The organism is Methanobrevibacter sp., assembly GCF_030539665.1.
Classification (GTDB): Archaea; Methanobacteriota; Methanobacteria; order Methanobacteriales; family Methanobacteriaceae; genus Methanocatella.
Genome location: NZ_JAUNXR010000002.1, coordinates 76,677 through 91,132, shown reverse-complemented (window position 1 = coordinate 91,132; position 14,456 = coordinate 76,677). Strand labels below are relative to the sequence as shown.

Genomic DNA, 14,456 nt, shown 5'->3' with positions numbered 1-14,456 from the left:
AGTTTCAAATGCCTATTTTGTCATTTTCAAGTCAGGATATTGATATAATCACAGGTAAAAAAACAATGACAATCCGTAAGCTTTGGAAAACTCCATTGAAAAAAGGGGATAGGCTATACTGCTACTGGAATCTAGTTTCAAAAGAAAAAAAGAAGATATTTGAAGCCATTGTTGAAGATGTTGAAACCATCAAATATAAGGATTTAAAAGACAATGATGAATTAGCAAGAGCAGAAGGCTATAAAAACTCTCAGGAAATGGTTAAAGAGTTTAAGAAGAAATATGCTGGAAAAATAAAGGACAATGACGATTTTCAAATAATTCATTTTAAAAAGCTCGATGTGGATGATTGGAAAGGGGATAAAATTGACGAAAAGGCCATGATTACACAAAGGGCAGATATTCTTTTTGATACGGGAAAGTATGACAAGTCCACATTATGTTATAATGCTGCCTTAAAAATAGATCCAAATGACGTTTATTTGCTGAATAAGCAGGGAGATAACCTTTCAAGATTGGGGGAGTTTGGAGGAGCTATTGAATGTTATGACAAGGCATTGGCAATTGATGAGGATAATGAATACATCATAAACAACAAAGCTATAGCACTTCTAAATGCGGGGGATGTCTTTGCAGCTTTGGATGCAAGTGATGCGGCATATGAGGCAAATCCAAACAATCCAATAGTCTTGTATTGGAGGGGATTTATTTTAGAAGTTTTAAATGCATTTGACGAAGCATTAGACGTTTATGATAAACTGATTAAGATTGATGGAGAAAACCCTGAAGTTTGGAATGCTCGCGGAAACCTTTTGACTGACATGGGCAAATTGGAGGAAGCTATTGAATCATTCAACAAAGCGGTTGAATTGTCTTTAGGCGATTCCGAAAAGGATGCAGATGCACTAAACAGGATGGGAAATGCATATATTGATTTGGGACAATTTGACAAGGCGTTGGATTGTTATAATGCTGCTATTGATATTGAAAAAAACAATATTGACTTTTTGCTAAACAAAGGTGTAGTTTTAATGGAATTGCAAAGATTTGAGGAAGCAGTAACTAGTTTTGATAAGGTATTACTTAAGAATCCGGAAAATGAGGATGCATTTTTCTTAAAAGAAGAATGTTTGGAAAATTTTTAGATATTATTTTAAACAAATTTAATTTCATTGATATTGATTTTAAAGTTAAATAAAAAGAAAAAAAGTCAAACTCTTTTTTTTGAGTCATATGGTTCATTCACAGCCAACCACAATGGTTATTTCTTTCATATGGTTCACAATGGCTATTATTTGCCATGTTTCCATCAGACCAAAACTGGTTTTGAATTGGAATGTTTGAATGTGCTGAAAGTTTATTGGCCGTTAATCTATCAGCACTGTATTTTAAAAAGGAAATGAAATCTTTTAAGAACTCTTAACTGGTGTTCTCATTGATTTTTTCCTTGTTCACCATCTATTTAGCAGGTATATTTTTTGACCAGGTCTATGCCCCATTTGGTCATTTCATTAGCTTTTTCCTGACTGTCTGATTCTGCGAAGCATCTGAATATAGGTTCGGTTCCTGATGGCCTTATAATGACCCAGCCATCCTCTTTCAATATCTTCACTCCGTCAGTTGTATCTAATTCAAAGTCGGTTGTTTCACTGATTTCTTTGGCAATGCTTTCCATTACGGATTCCTTCAAATCATCCGCACATTCTATTTTCATCTTTTTGGAATAATATATAGGTAATTCTGATACAAGTTCGGATAATGGTTTTTTCTCTTTAGCAATTATTTCAAGGATCTTTGCAACAGTCATTGCGGCATCTCTTCCATAGACGAATTCTGGGAAAATCAAACCTCCGTTTTCTTCCCCTCCAAATAATCCTTCTTTATCTTTTAATTCACGAGCTACAAGTAAATCTCCAACTGCAGTAGCTATTACCTCTCCATCGTATTCTTCTGCGATGTCATAGATTGCCTGTGAGGTTGCAACTGTGGTTACTATTATTCCACCGTCATTTTCTTTAAGCATCTGTTTTTCCACAAGTGTAAATGTCTTGTCTCCCAAAACGAAGTTTCCTTTTTCGTCAATACATATTGTTCTATCTGCATCACCGTCGTGTGCAAGACCAATGTCAGCATTTAATTGTTTTACAACATCTATTAGTTCTGTTAGGTTTTCTTCAATAGGTTCCGGGTCACGGCCTGGGAAAAATCCGTCAGCTTGACAGTTAAGTGTAATCAATTCGCATCCAAGAGCCCTTAAAAGGTATGGTGCTGTAAAGCATCCTGCTCCGGATCCGCAGTCGAGGACTACCTTTAATTTAGCCTCACGAATCGCATTGGCATCAACGGTTTCTATTACTCTATCAATGTATTCCTGGATTATGTTGTCATTTGAATATTCTTCTCCAATCTCATCCCAGTTTACCCTATCAGGTTCCCCATCAAAGTACATTTCTTCAATAGCCAAGTCCATTTCATCAGGAATTCCAATACCGAATCCATCTAAGAATTTAAGGCCATTGTATTTTGGAGGATTGTGTGAAGCAGTAATCATAACTCCTCCGTCATAATAATTCCTTACAGCAAATTGAACGGCAGGGGTTGGGAGAATTCCTAAATCCACCACATCACAACCTGCAGAAAGCAATCCTGCTTTGACGGCATCCATTAACATTCTGCTTGTTGTTCTTGTATCTCCACCAACTGCCACTTTTCCTTTTATTAAAGTTCCGTAACATGCTGCAAGTCTTGATGCAAATTCAGGAGTGAGAACATCGTTAGCTGTCCTTCTAACTCCAAATGTTCCAAATAATCTTTTTTTTGCTGACATTTATTTTCCTCGATTTATTTAGTTGTATATCATTTTTATTTTTCAATAATTAAAAGTTTATTTATTAAGTTTCAAACCAAGGGTTTTCAGGATGCTTCTTTCATTATCTTCATATGATTTCTTAGGGCTATCCATACTTAATCCTAACTTTCTTGTTAGCACAGGTGTAAATAAACCGTAGATAATGACAGTTGCCAAAATAACGATAAATACAACTGGAACTAGTTGAGGTATGTGAATTCCTCCTGCTTCAAGCTTCAAAGCAAACAATGATGCAGATGCAGCAGCAACTATTCCTCTTGGATGGATAAATCCTAGGAACAGTATTTCTTTCAGGGTTATGTCATATTTGTATGCCCCTAAAAATGCTGTTAAAGGTCTTATGACGATTACATATAATGCCACCAATATTAAACTTGGAATTAAATAATCAATCAATTGGCCTATATTTACCATTGAGGATAATGCTATAAATAAAATACCTATTATTATCGGTTCAGCAAATTCATTCAGTTTTTTAGTGATTGCAGCATTCTTTTTCTCTTTATTTGCAATTACAATACCGATTACCAATGCAGTAAATAATCCTGATTCAGGGAATAGTATTTCACCTAAAAGAACTCCTCCGAAGACTAACATCCAAACAACAAGGAGCAAATAGTTTTTTTGAATATAACCTCTGTTTTTTGCCTGTATATAAAATGCGGCAAGCAATACTCCAAGCAAACATCCCATGAAAATACCTAAAACTGCAGTAATGACCAGATCTCCAAATAGGATATCGTCAAATACTGAAATATGGAAAATGGAATGTTGCAATGCCAAATGAAGAGCTGAATTAAATGGGGAAGTTGTGGAAGTCATAATGCTGTTTGGATTACGGAATATAATTAAAAGATACATTATGATTGTAGCCATCACTGCACCTAAAGGATCAGTAATAATAGCTTCCCAATTGGCAATATGTCTAAGTTTAGGATTTGGATTTGCATAATCTAAAATTGGTCCGATAACTGTAGGTCCGGATACAACCAATAGTGAGGAAATCAACAATGCATCATACCATTTCATTGAAAACAAATAGGTTATTGCCAATGTCCCTACTGTAAGACATAAAATCGTATTTATTGGAATGAGCCTACCAATAGCCAGCTTCTCGTTTTCTTTTAATTTCGACAGGTCTAAATGAAGGCCTCCTGCAAATAAAAGGAAACCTACTCCTAAAGTCACTAATGTATAAAAAGATTCTCCAAATAAGGTTGTTGGGTTGATTAATCCTAGATAAGCTCCAAAAAACATACCTGCAGGTAACAGTAGTACAATACCAGGTATCTCCTTTATCTGAGCAATCCATTGAAGACCTACTCCCAAAACAAATATTAGGAATAGACTTATGATAACTGGATCATTAAACCCTACGTGAGCTAAATATTCTAAAACTTGCATATATCATCACCTATTACCGTTTCTATTTTAAGTTTGCTACTATAAAAACCTTTTCTATATGGTGAAAATATTTGCATTAATTTAAAATTTTTATTGAGCTGCTGTCAGATATTATCAATTCCATTTTTGAGTTATATTCAGTAACCTTTCCATCAATCCTAACCTTCTTATCCTTAAACATTTCAATGCTTAAATTAGAATCCTCCATATCACTTACAACAGAATCAAAAGCTATTGCAGTAATAAGTCCTGTTCCATCGTTAACCTTTAAAAAATAGGTGCTGCCGCTGGAAGAAGGTTTTATCTCTTCCACAACTCCTGCAATGGCTACTTGCTCATCGATCATTCCCTTTGTAAGGTCTTCAACATTGACTTCTTTAACTTCAATTGAAGGGGTAAAAACAATCAGGCCGATAATTCCAACAAGTGTTGTAATAAGCGCTATTTTTATAAGTTTGTCATCAGTAATTTCCATAAGAAAATATTTCTTGAATCAGTTTAAAAAAGAGATAGGAAGTGGATTTGAGAAATTGCAGTTAAAATGTGATATTTACTGGTTGATATACATTGAAATCAATCTTTCAACGGTATCAACATCATTAAGTCCCTTATCTTTTCTAAGATTTTTAAACACAGGAAATCTTAAGGAGTATCCTGTTTCATATTCTGGGCTTTTTACAATTTCGCTAAATGCTATTTCGAATATTAGTTTAGGTTCAACGGTTATCTGCCTGCCCTTTTCACTAATCTTATACTCTTCCATTTTTTTGGTCATATATTCTAAAGTGGCATCATCAAAACCGGTTGCAACATATGCAACAGTCTTGAACTCATCATTTTCTCCTCTAAGGCCCATTAAATATGATCCAATAAAGTTTGCACGTTTTCCAACTCCATGTGTTCCTCCCAAAACAACCATATCCAAAGTTTCAGGTTCAGCTTTCCATTTAAGCATTTTTTTACCTCTCAATCCAGGAATGTATGGTTCATTTGCATCTTTAATCATGATTCCTTCATGGTGTTGTTCAATAGACAATTCAAATAATGCTTCTATTTCAGGAATTGTTTCAGGAGTACCGTATACCATATTACTTAAATTAAGGGCATCCGGTGTTGTATCTACAATTTCAGTAAGTTTTTTACGTCTTTCAATCAAAGGCTCGTCAAGCATAGGTACCTTATAGAAAAGTAAATCAAATAGGAATAACTTTAAAGGAACGTTTTCAATAGCCTTGTCAATATCATGCTTTCTGCGAACCCTATGCAAAACATTCTGGAAAGATAGAGGCTTTCCATCTTGTGTAGCTATTACTTCACCTTCTATAATAAAATTATGATGTGGAAGATGTTCGTCAATCAAATCAACAATTTCTGGAAGTGCATGGGTTATGTTCTCCAGTCTTCTAGTAAAAATTGTTATTTCATCGTCGTTCCTATGGATTTGGAGACGAATTCCATCATATTTTGTCTCACAAATTGCCAAGCCCATCTCATCAATAATCTCATTTAATGGCGGTGAAAGCTGAGCAAGCATTGGTTTAACAGGAGTTCCAGGATTCAAATTAAGTTTTTTAAGTCCTTCAGCTCCATCCTCCATAGCTACTAGTGAAACTAATCCTAAATCATTTGTAAGCATTTGTGCACGTTCTACAATTTTTTTATCAATGTCAAATGCCTGAGCTATTGCATCACGCAAAACTCCTTCGCCCACTCCAATTCTAAGCTCCTCTACAACTGTTCTTGTAAGGTATTTGGCTTCGACAGGTGTGGCCTGTGATAGAAGTTCCAGCAGTATCGCTATTTTACGGTTAGTTGACTTTGCACCGCTAATGGTAGCTAATTTTCTTAAGCTATTAAAAACAAAATCTATTGTTAGCGGCTGTGAGAAAAAAGTTTGCTGAGTTTTATTTTTAAAGAGTTTGATGCATGCAAGACCTATATCTCCTTCGTCTCGCACAGCATCCTCAACCTTGTCTACTGTAGTGCCTGTTGCTTCTGCAACTGCTTTCATCAAGAGCTTATTTCCAATCCCTATTTCTTCACCGCTCCAGGCTGGAAAAACTCTACCTCGAATCATTAATCCTACTTCAGATAATGTTTCCCCATCAAGCTTTTTAAAGAAATTTGCTATGATGTCTGTTTTTTCCAAACGTTTTGTAGTACTTTCTAAATCTGAGTAAATATTAACTAATTCTTGGTATTGCATATAAGACACTTACATAAATTTTTCAAATCTGTCCTTGTCAGCATTACAAATTGGACATATTTCTGGTGCTTCTGGACGAGCACATAAATAACCACATACTTTACATCTCCATACTGGATATTGGAGACCTCCAATGGTTATCTGTTCGGTTTCATGTTTTTCTGCTTCTTTTTTTGCTTTCAAAGCTTTCATTCTCCTATCTGGAATTGAATGAATCTTTTTATTGTTTTCAATGACGTCATTGGAAACGTATAAAGCACAGAAACAGAATCCATATTCATCTAAATCAGAATCCCTATAATCACATGGACATATGATATCGAGATCTTTTTCACGTTTTCCAGATGCTAATCTACATGGGCAAGCAGGATACCCATATCTGTCATCATTCACTTGTATGTTTTCAAGTAACATTTCAACAAATTCAACATCAGGATTCACACGGTATCCGGTTTTTTCGGTATCCTTTTTGAAATCGTCATAAGCTTTACCCATGTTATCACCTTTTTCTTATTCCATTGGAATTGCTAATGCAGTTGCTATTTCTTCTGGTTCGTAACCAACAATTACTCCTGAATGTCCGATTACTAATGTTGGGAAGGACATGTCTGGATTGTATTTTTCAAGTTCTTCCATAACTGCTTCGCGTTCTTCACCAGATGTTAAGTCTACGTAGATGTAGTCGTAAGCAATTTCATTTTCCTCTAAAAACATTCTGGTCTGTTTACACCATCCACAGGTGGAAAGTCCGTACAATTGGATAAAACCTTTTTGTTCTCCATCAACATGGTGGAAGTGAATGTTGCTTAACTGTTCGTCACTACCATTTACGTCACTAATGTTTATGTTTTCTGTTTCATTTACCATAATATCATCTCCTATAATGTAATTCCTATTATATTTTTTTAAAATATATAAAGTTTTTGGTAAAATGAGTTTTGAATATAATTTTTAAGTTTTAATTGGTTTAAAAAAAGAGTATTGGTTCTTTATTTGAATTATAAATGATTGTAGGATACATTTTTCAACGGTATCCTACTTTAAACATTTATATGTTCAATTCTTTTGCCATTTCATCAGGTTCATATCCGATGATTACTTCGCTGCCGTTGATTACGATAGTTGGGAATGACATGTCTGGGTTGTATTCTTCAAATTCCCTCATTACAATGTCACGTTGAGCACCTGTAGTTAAATCTACATAAACGTAATCATATGCAACTTCATTTTCTTCTAGATACATTCTGGTTTTTTTACACCATCCGCAGGTGGAAAGTGCAAACAATTTAATGTTTCCGTGGTTTTCTCCATCAACATGTTTCCATTCGATTTCACTCATTTCTGCGTTGTTTCCTGCTACATGGGTAATGTCACTATCTTTTGATTCGTAGTTCATATTATCATCTCCGTTTTTTAGTGTTGATAATAGAAACTATTCGATATATAAATGTTTTTATTTTTAAAGTTGGGAGATTATTCAATTAATTAAAAATCTCCTTTTGCTATTTTGACTGCGCAGTATTCTCCACACATTGCACACATTTCATCGTCATCCAATTCGCACTTGTTTCTGTAAGAGCGTGGTTTGGATTTATCTATGGCCAAATCAAATTGTTTTTCCCAATCAAAATTCTTACGGGCCACTGCCATTTCTTTTTCTCTTGCCCATGCGGATTCGAGACCGTTTGCAACATCTGCAGCTTCAGCAGCTATCTTGGATGCAACAACTCCTTCCTTCACGTCCTCCAAATTAGGTAGTGTTAGGTGTTCTGCTGGAGTAACATAGCATAAAAAGTCAGCTCCACTAAATGCGGCTATGGCTCCTCCGATTGCTCCTGTGATGTGGTCATAGCCTGGTGCAAGATCGGTTACGAGAGGTCCTAACACATAGAATGGGGCTCCATAACATATTGTCTTTTGAAGTTCCATATTGGCCTTGATCTGATTAAGTGGCATGTGTCCTGGGCCTTCTACCATTACCTGCACATTTGCATCCTGCGCTCTTTTAACAAGCACTCCAAGATTTACTAATTCCTGAATTTGAGGAATGTCGCTTGCATCTGAAAGACACCCTGGCCTTAAACCGTCTCCTAAACTAAGGGTAATGTCATTTTCATAGGCTATCTCTAAAATGTAATCGTAATTTTCATATAATGGGTTTTCCTGATCATTGTGATAAATCCAGGATGTTAAAAATGTTCCTCCCCTACTTACAACACCCATCATCCTTTTAGCTATCTGCAGTTTTTCAACAAGTTCTTTTGTTATGCCGCAGTGTAGAGTCATAAAGTCTACACCTTCTTTAGCTTGATTTTCAATTGATTTAAAGATATCTTCAGGGTCCATCTCGATGATTTCTTTACCTTTCCTTAAAGTAGCTACTCCTGCTTCATAAATAGGTACTGTTCCGATAGGTACATCTACAGCATCCATAATTTTTTTTCTAAAAGTTATTAAATCTGAACCGGTACTTAAGTCCATAATTGCATCTGCACCATATTCAACAGCCACTTTCGCTTTTTTGACTTCCAAATCAATATCATCTATTTTACTTGAAGATCCAATATTTGCATTGATTTTTGTTGTCAAACCTTTACCAATTCCGCAGGCCTGACTATTTCCATTAATATTTTTTGGTATAACTACTTTTCCTTCTGCTATTAATGTTATGAGTTTGTTAATAGAGATATTCTCTTTTTCAGCAACGATTTCCATTTCTGGTGTTGCATTGCCTTTTTGTGCTTCACTTTTTTGTGTCAAATTAATTCCTCCCATTTAAATTAAAGGATTAGGTAAATCAGGATTTTCTTTTTTAGGCTTTTCTCCACCAATATGTTTCAATCTCAATTCAAGAAACTTTTTACCATTTTTGGTTTTTGAATAGATGGGTATTGACTGACCAACAGTTTTTAAAGATTCTTCATCTCCAATTTCCCTTATGTGTTTGGATGCGCATGCGGTAATGACATCACTTCCATCAAATAATTCTCTGGCATCCTCTTTGGAAATTCCTGTTGTATGAACAGCAAAAACATAAATATTGACATTAGGATAGGTCTCTTTAAGTCTATTGATTTCTTCAATGTCTTTGGCTAAAGCAATTGTAACTGCAATATTCTTATATCCGTTTCTTATAGCTTTTTTTATTCCGTCGATTTGGTTTATCTCGGCAGTTTCTATATTTAAAACGTTATCTGTTCCAATTCCTTCAATAACTTCTGGGATTGGGCTAGTTTCCACAAGTCCTGAGACTCTGCCTCCAACACCTTGCGCTAATTCTGCTTCTTGGATAAGAACAGTTCCACATCCTTCACATACCATTACAGCACAATCTATTATGTCTTCTTTAAAAAGAGTACAAATTATTTCGGAAATTCCAAAATTAAGATAATCTTTCATTCTTAATTGTCTGTTTTTGGTACACATTCCAAAATCTTTTATTCTAAACTCCATATTTTCTTTTACGGCTTCAGGAGTTATTTCTTTAATATTTCTGTGATGATCAAAAAGAGGACAATAGCTGATTTTGGGTTCTGTAACATTTGTCACTTTACCGTTTTCTATTGTAACTTTGCTTTTTCCTAATCCATCTACAATATGCCTGCTCATGAATTAGTATATATTATTTTTATTATAATAAATTAAGTATTATTTTTTTTAAAAAAAGTATTAATTGGATTTATAAAAAAATGGAGACAATAAAGTCTCCACTTTAGTTATACATTTACATGTATTGTAATAATTCTTTGTCGTCATCTGAAGGTTTAACTTTTTCAAGAGCTTCTTGGAAGTATTTTTTGCTTACTTCTTTAGCATCAATATTTTCTCTTAAAGTTAACATTGCAGCTTCACGACATACGGACTCAATATCAGCACCAACATAGCCTTCGGTTTCTTGTGCTAATTTTTCTAAGTCTACATCATCTGCAAGTGGCATATCTTTAGTATGTACTTTAAAGATAGCTAACCTTCCTTCTTCATTTGGAACATCTACTTTGATATGTCTATCAAATCTTCCAGGTCTCATAAGTCCAGCGTCTAAAATGTCTGGTCTGTTAGTAGCTGCAATGACTGCAACGTCTTCTAATTCTTCCATACCGTCCATTTCAGTTAAAAGTTGGTTTACAACTCTTTTGGTAACTCCACTGTCACCATCGTTTCCACTACGGCTGCTTGCGATGGAATCGATTTCATCGAAGAAAATTACGGTTGGTGCAGCTTGTCTAGCTTTTCTAAAGACTTCTCTTACTCCCGCTTCAGAATCTCCTACCCATTTGGATAATAATTCTGGACCTTTTACGGAAATAAAGTTAGCTTCACTTTCGTTAGCTACTGCTTTTGCAAGTAAGGTTTTACCTGTACCTGGAATACCGTAAAGTAAGGTTCCTTTAGGTGGTCTGATACCGAATTTTTGGAATTTTTCAGGATATCTTAACGGCCATTCTACAGCTTCTTGTAATTCTTGTTTTACTTCTCCAAGTCCACCAATATCGTCCCATTTGATATCTGGTACTTGAACGATTACTTCTCTAAGTGCAGATGGTTGAATTTCTTTTAATGCTTCTTTAAAGTCTTTTGGTTCAACAATGATCTTTTTAAGAATGTCTTCAGAAATTTCTTCATCGCTTTTGATATCTGGAATAATTCTTCTAACTACTCTCATTGCAGCTTCCCTACATAATGATTCTAAGTCAGCTCCAACGAAACCATGGGTTACTTTAGCGAATTCTTCTAAGTCTACATCTTCTGCAAGTGGCATGCTTCTGGTGTGGATTTCGAGAATTTCTAATCTTTCTTCTTCATCAGGTACTCCGATTTCAATTTCCCTATCGAATCTTCCTGGTCTTCTTAAAGCAGGGTCAATTGAATCTGGCCTGTTGGTTGCACCAATAATTACAACTTGTCCTCTGGATTTAAGACCATCCATTAAGGTAAGGAGTTGTGCTACAGTTCTTCTTTCTGCTTCACCTTGGGTGTCTTCTCTGTTTGGTGCAATTGCGTCTAATTCATCGATAAATATGATGGAAGGTGCATTTGCTTCTGCTTCTTCGAATTTTTCACGTAAGTTTTCTTCAGATCCACCTACGTATTTACTCATGATTTCTGGTCCAGCAATGGAAATGAAGTGTGCGTCACTTTCATTAGCTACTGCTTTTGCGAGTAAGGTTTTACCAGTACCTGGTGGTCCTTGCATTAAAACTCCTTTTGGAGGGGTAATACCTAATTTTTCAAATAATTCTGGTCTTTTAAGAGGAATTTCAATCATTTCTCTTACTTTTTTAACTTCCTCTTTAAGTCCACCGATATCTTCGTAAGTTACATCAAGAAGGTTGCTTACACCGTCAATGCTTGCAACGTCTACTGGTTCTTCTTTAACTTCTACTTCGGTGTTTTCTCCAACAATTACAATACCTGCAGGGTTTGTTGAAACTACTGCAAATTTGATTTCAGTCATTGGTGAAAAGTCCATGAAGTTATCGAATAAACTGTCAAAACCCATTCCCATTGATCTTGGTCTGCTTCTTACTTGGGAGGTAATGATGTCACCTTGTACCATTACTTTTCCTGCAAATAAGCTGCGTACGTCACCTTGTACTTTTATGTTATTTTCGATTGGTGCAAGAACTACTTTTTTAGCTTCAATTGCTTTGGTTTTCTTAATTAAAACTTCTTGGCCAATTGATGCACCAGCATTTTTACGTACAAGTCCGTCAATTCTAATTACTCCTAAACCTATGTCGGTTTGGGATGCAGCTACGATAGCTGCTGTTTTTCTGTCTCCAATAACCTCTATGAGATCTCCTTCTTGTAATCCCATCTCGTTCATTACTTCAGGATCGAGTCTTGCGATTCCATGTCCGATATCTCTTTGAGAGATTGATTCTGCAACTTTTAAAGTCATTTCATCTTTTACCATTATATCAGTCTCCTTGTAATATCACTTATTATTAAATGTTGTTATCTTTTATAAAGTTTTCGTTTGATTTTGTTTGTTTTATTATATTAAAACGAACTATTATCTACTAGCAAAATCATGTTTAAAAAGTTAAAATACAGTAAAAATAAATATTGTTATGAATAATTTTTTAATCGTAACAGTAGCTATTTTGTAGCTACATTTATATACTATGTTTTCATCATATATAAATGTTTCTATTTATACTATTTTTAAAATCTTTATTAGAAATCTTGTTTTTTGTTAAAAAATTATATTTTACTTTATTTTTTAATTTTTAAGATGTTAAAATAAGTTTTCATTTATCTGATGATTTGATGATGCTTATGGGGTATATTGTTTAATCTAGGGTATTTTTAAAAAAAATAATATTGTTCGTATATTTTAAAACAAAACATTTTAATCTTAACCCGAAATAAAAAAATTAGTTTTGTGTGGAATCTTCATAAGTTTCCACAACTTCAAGTGTACGATTGCATGAGGGACAATAAACTTTATCTCCATCATAAACGAATTGGGTGGCCGTATCTCCTGTTCTGCCTGTACATGTGCAAAGCATCCTGTCTCCATATTTGCTACATACAGTTCCATCATCGTTATAGATCAGATCAACATATACTTCCCTGCCATTTGAAAATCCTTTTGCTTTTATTTGATTTTTCTCCATACTTATCACTATCTTATAACTCCACCAAAACCGGTTAATATTTCTTTTGCCTTTTCGATGGCTTCTTTATAAAGTGCAGTAATCTTGAATGTAATGCTTATATGGTCATCTTGGATTTGTGGTCCTGTATAAATGTCAATTATTGAAAATGAAATGATGTTTTCAATGTTTTTTATGGTTTCCAGAATAATTTCCAAGTTTACGCGCTTATTAAATTCACAGCTTATGTCTTCAACAATATGGTTGTAGTTGTCTATTTTCCACTCATAAAGGTCTTCAGGACTCAACACTTCTATGTTGGATAGCTTAAGTTTCCTGGTTTTATTGCCCTTCTTCAAAAAGATAGTGTCTTTGGTGACCTTTTCAAGAATTCCGATGTGGACCTTTCCGGAATAGATATGCTTAAGTCCCACAGTCTCTCCGATCTTTTCATTTAAAATGATGTTTTCATGACTCAATGCATTGATTGCCTTGTCACTTCTACCCAGTGCCGCTTGAATATCTCCCATATTTTTAGTTGCCCTATTGGCTATTTCGACGAATGTGCTTTCATCTCCATTGTTGATGGTTTCCTTAAGTTCAACAACGGCATCCGCAAAGGTGTTTCTAATTTTTACTCCATTAGGATTCATAGTTTGAATAAAATAGGTTAAATATGGATTTTGGGATACGATTCTCGCAATCATATCTATCATCAGATTGTAGATGGGACTTTCAAAGTCTTCTGTTTCGCTGATTTTCACTTTTAATTTTTCCATTGCTGAAGCGGAACAGATGAATGAAAAATGAGTTAGAACCTGCACAATTCCCATCATTTCATCGTGCTTTTCTGGAGTGGTTTCAATAATCTCCATATTTTTGCTTTTGAGGAAATTGTAGACCTTTTCGTACCATGGTCCTTTTTCAATAGGGGTAAGAACAATAACTTGGTTGTCCAAATTGACGGTTCTAGGTCCGAATATAGGGTGAGTTGGAATATAATCTACAGTGTCAGGCAATGATTCCGCCATTACCTTGCTGGGTTCTTCTTTTACTGAAGTTACATCAACTAAAAGTGAACCCTCCTGCATATAGGGCGCAACTTCTCTTATTACGGATGGTGTAAAATTTATGGGAACGGAAACAATTACAATATCGCTATTTTCAGCCAGTTCGGTATTAGATTCATAATAGTCAACATCATACATGTTTGCTACCTTTTCACCTTTCTGGTGATCCCTACCACTTATAGCTACGTCAAATTCATCATGTAAGTATGTTATTATTGTTTTTCCAAGACCATCGGTCCCACCAATTATTCCAATATTCATGTTATCATTAATTATTTTTAATTTTAAGTATTATATATAATTAG

13 protein-coding genes are annotated in these 14,456 nt (G+C 34.8%); 1 reads left to right on the top strand and 12 read right to left on the bottom strand.

Annotated features, from left to right (window positions below; genetic code table 11):
- Positions 1-8: 8 nt before the first annotated feature.
- Positions 9-1,145, top strand: a complete 1,137-nt coding sequence (locus Q4P18_RS02970) for a tetratricopeptide repeat protein (protein ID WP_303335380.1) — start codon at positions 9-11, stop codon at positions 1,143-1,145.
- A 317-nt stretch (positions 1,146-1,462) separates the two neighbouring features.
- Here the strand turns inward: Q4P18_RS02970 and glmM are convergent, their stop codons facing one another.
- From glmM to Q4P18_RS02910, 12 genes are all read right to left on the bottom strand, one after another.
- Positions 1,463-2,827 carry a phosphoglucosamine mutase gene (gene glmM / locus Q4P18_RS02965; protein ID WP_303335377.1) on the bottom strand — a complete coding sequence of 455 codons (1,365 nt, stop codon included), beginning with the start codon at positions 2,825-2,827 and terminating at the stop codon, positions 1,463-1,465.
- Positions 2,828-2,884: 57 nt separating this feature from the next.
- Positions 2,885-4,273: a sodium:proton antiporter gene (locus Q4P18_RS02960; RefSeq protein ID WP_303335375.1), complete on the bottom strand. Its 1,389-nt coding sequence runs from the start codon at positions 4,271-4,273 to the stop codon at positions 2,885-2,887.
- A gap of 76 nt (positions 4,274-4,349) precedes the next feature.
- The gene (locus tag Q4P18_RS02955; protein ID WP_303335372.1) at positions 4,350-4,748 is read right to left on the bottom strand and encodes an OB-fold nucleic acid binding domain-containing protein; all 399 of its coding nucleotides are present in this window, start codon (positions 4,746-4,748) and stop codon (positions 4,350-4,352) included.
- Between the two features lie 75 nt (positions 4,749-4,823).
- The gene (locus Q4P18_RS02950) at positions 4,824-6,479 is read right to left on the bottom strand and encodes an ATP-dependent DNA ligase (RefSeq protein WP_303335370.1); all 1,656 of its coding nucleotides are present in this window, start codon (positions 6,477-6,479) and stop codon (positions 4,824-4,826) included.
- A gap of 9 nt (positions 6,480-6,488) precedes the next feature.
- The gene (locus Q4P18_RS02945) at positions 6,489-6,974 is read right to left on the bottom strand and encodes a ferredoxin-thioredoxin reductase catalytic domain-containing protein (protein ID WP_303335368.1); all 486 of its coding nucleotides are present in this window, start codon (positions 6,972-6,974) and stop codon (positions 6,489-6,491) included.
- Positions 6,975-6,989: 15 nt separating this feature from the next.
- Positions 6,990-7,346, bottom strand: coding sequence for a glutaredoxin family protein (locus Q4P18_RS02940; RefSeq protein ID WP_303335365.1), 357 nt, complete (start codon positions 7,344-7,346; stop codon positions 6,990-6,992).
- 181 nt (positions 7,347-7,527) lie between these two features.
- Entirely contained in the window at positions 7,528-7,875 is a 348-nt protein-coding gene (locus tag Q4P18_RS02935; protein ID WP_303335362.1) for a glutaredoxin family protein, read from the bottom strand.
- Positions 7,876-7,964: 89 nt separating this feature from the next.
- Complete coding sequence (gene thiC / locus Q4P18_RS02930; protein ID WP_303335360.1) at positions 7,965-9,239, bottom strand: phosphomethylpyrimidine synthase; 1,275 nt, start codon at positions 9,237-9,239, stop codon at positions 7,965-7,967.
- Positions 9,240-9,254: 15 nt separating this feature from the next.
- Positions 9,255-10,088, bottom strand: a complete 834-nt coding sequence (locus tag Q4P18_RS02925; protein WP_303335358.1) for a methanogenesis marker 8 protein — start codon at positions 10,086-10,088, stop codon at positions 9,255-9,257.
- Between the two features lie 115 nt (positions 10,089-10,203).
- Positions 10,204-12,396, bottom strand: coding sequence for a CDC48 family AAA ATPase (locus tag Q4P18_RS02920; protein WP_303335356.1), 2,193 nt, complete (start codon positions 12,394-12,396; stop codon positions 10,204-10,206).
- Positions 12,397-12,859: 463 nt separating this feature from the next.
- Positions 12,860-13,102 (bottom strand): hypothetical protein, encoded by a 243-nt coding sequence (locus Q4P18_RS02915; RefSeq protein ID WP_303335354.1) that lies wholly within the window; start codon positions 13,100-13,102, stop codon positions 12,860-12,862.
- Positions 13,103-13,110: 8 nt separating this feature from the next.
- Positions 13,111-14,412 carry a prephenate dehydrogenase gene (locus Q4P18_RS02910; protein ID WP_303335352.1) on the bottom strand — a complete coding sequence of 434 codons (1,302 nt, stop codon included), beginning with the start codon at positions 14,410-14,412 and terminating at the stop codon, positions 13,111-13,113.
- Positions 14,413-14,456: the final 44 nt, after the last annotated feature.

Coding starts and splice junctions, on each gene's coding strand:
- Q4P18_RS02970 (WP_303335380.1), top strand. CDS start 9: ATGCCTATTTTGTCATTTTCAAGTCAGGATATTGATATAATCACAGGT.
- glmM (WP_303335377.1), bottom strand. CDS start 2,827: ATGTCAGCAAAAAAAAGATTATTTGGAACATTTGGAGTTAGAAGGACA.
- Q4P18_RS02960 (WP_303335375.1), bottom strand. CDS start 4,273: ATGCAAGTTTTAGAATATTTAGCTCACGTAGGGTTTAATGATCCAGTT.
- Q4P18_RS02955 (WP_303335372.1), bottom strand. CDS start 4,748: ATGGAAATTACTGATGACAAACTTATAAAAATAGCGCTTATTACAACA.
- Q4P18_RS02950 (WP_303335370.1), bottom strand. CDS start 6,479: ATGCAATACCAAGAATTAGTTAATATTTACTCAGATTTAGAAAGTACT.
- Q4P18_RS02945 (WP_303335368.1), bottom strand. CDS start 6,974: ATGGGTAAAGCTTATGACGATTTCAAAAAGGATACCGAAAAAACCGGA.
- Q4P18_RS02940 (WP_303335365.1), bottom strand. CDS start 7,346: ATGGTAAATGAAACAGAAAACATAAACATTAGTGACGTAAATGGTAGT.
- Q4P18_RS02935 (WP_303335362.1), bottom strand. CDS start 7,875: ATGAACTACGAATCAAAAGATAGTGACATTACCCATGTAGCAGGAAAC.
- Q4P18_RS02925 (WP_303335358.1), bottom strand. CDS start 10,088: ATGAGCAGGCATATTGTAGATGGATTAGGAAAAAGCAAAGTTACAATA.
- Q4P18_RS02920 (WP_303335356.1), bottom strand. CDS start 12,396: ATGGTAAAAGATGAAATGACTTTAAAAGTTGCAGAATCAATCTCTCAA.
- Q4P18_RS02915 (WP_303335354.1), bottom strand. CDS start 13,102: ATGGAGAAAAATCAAATAAAAGCAAAAGGATTTTCAAATGGCAGGGAA.
- Q4P18_RS02910 (WP_303335352.1), bottom strand. CDS start 14,412: ATGAATATTGGAATAATTGGTGGGACCGATGGTCTTGGAAAAACAATA.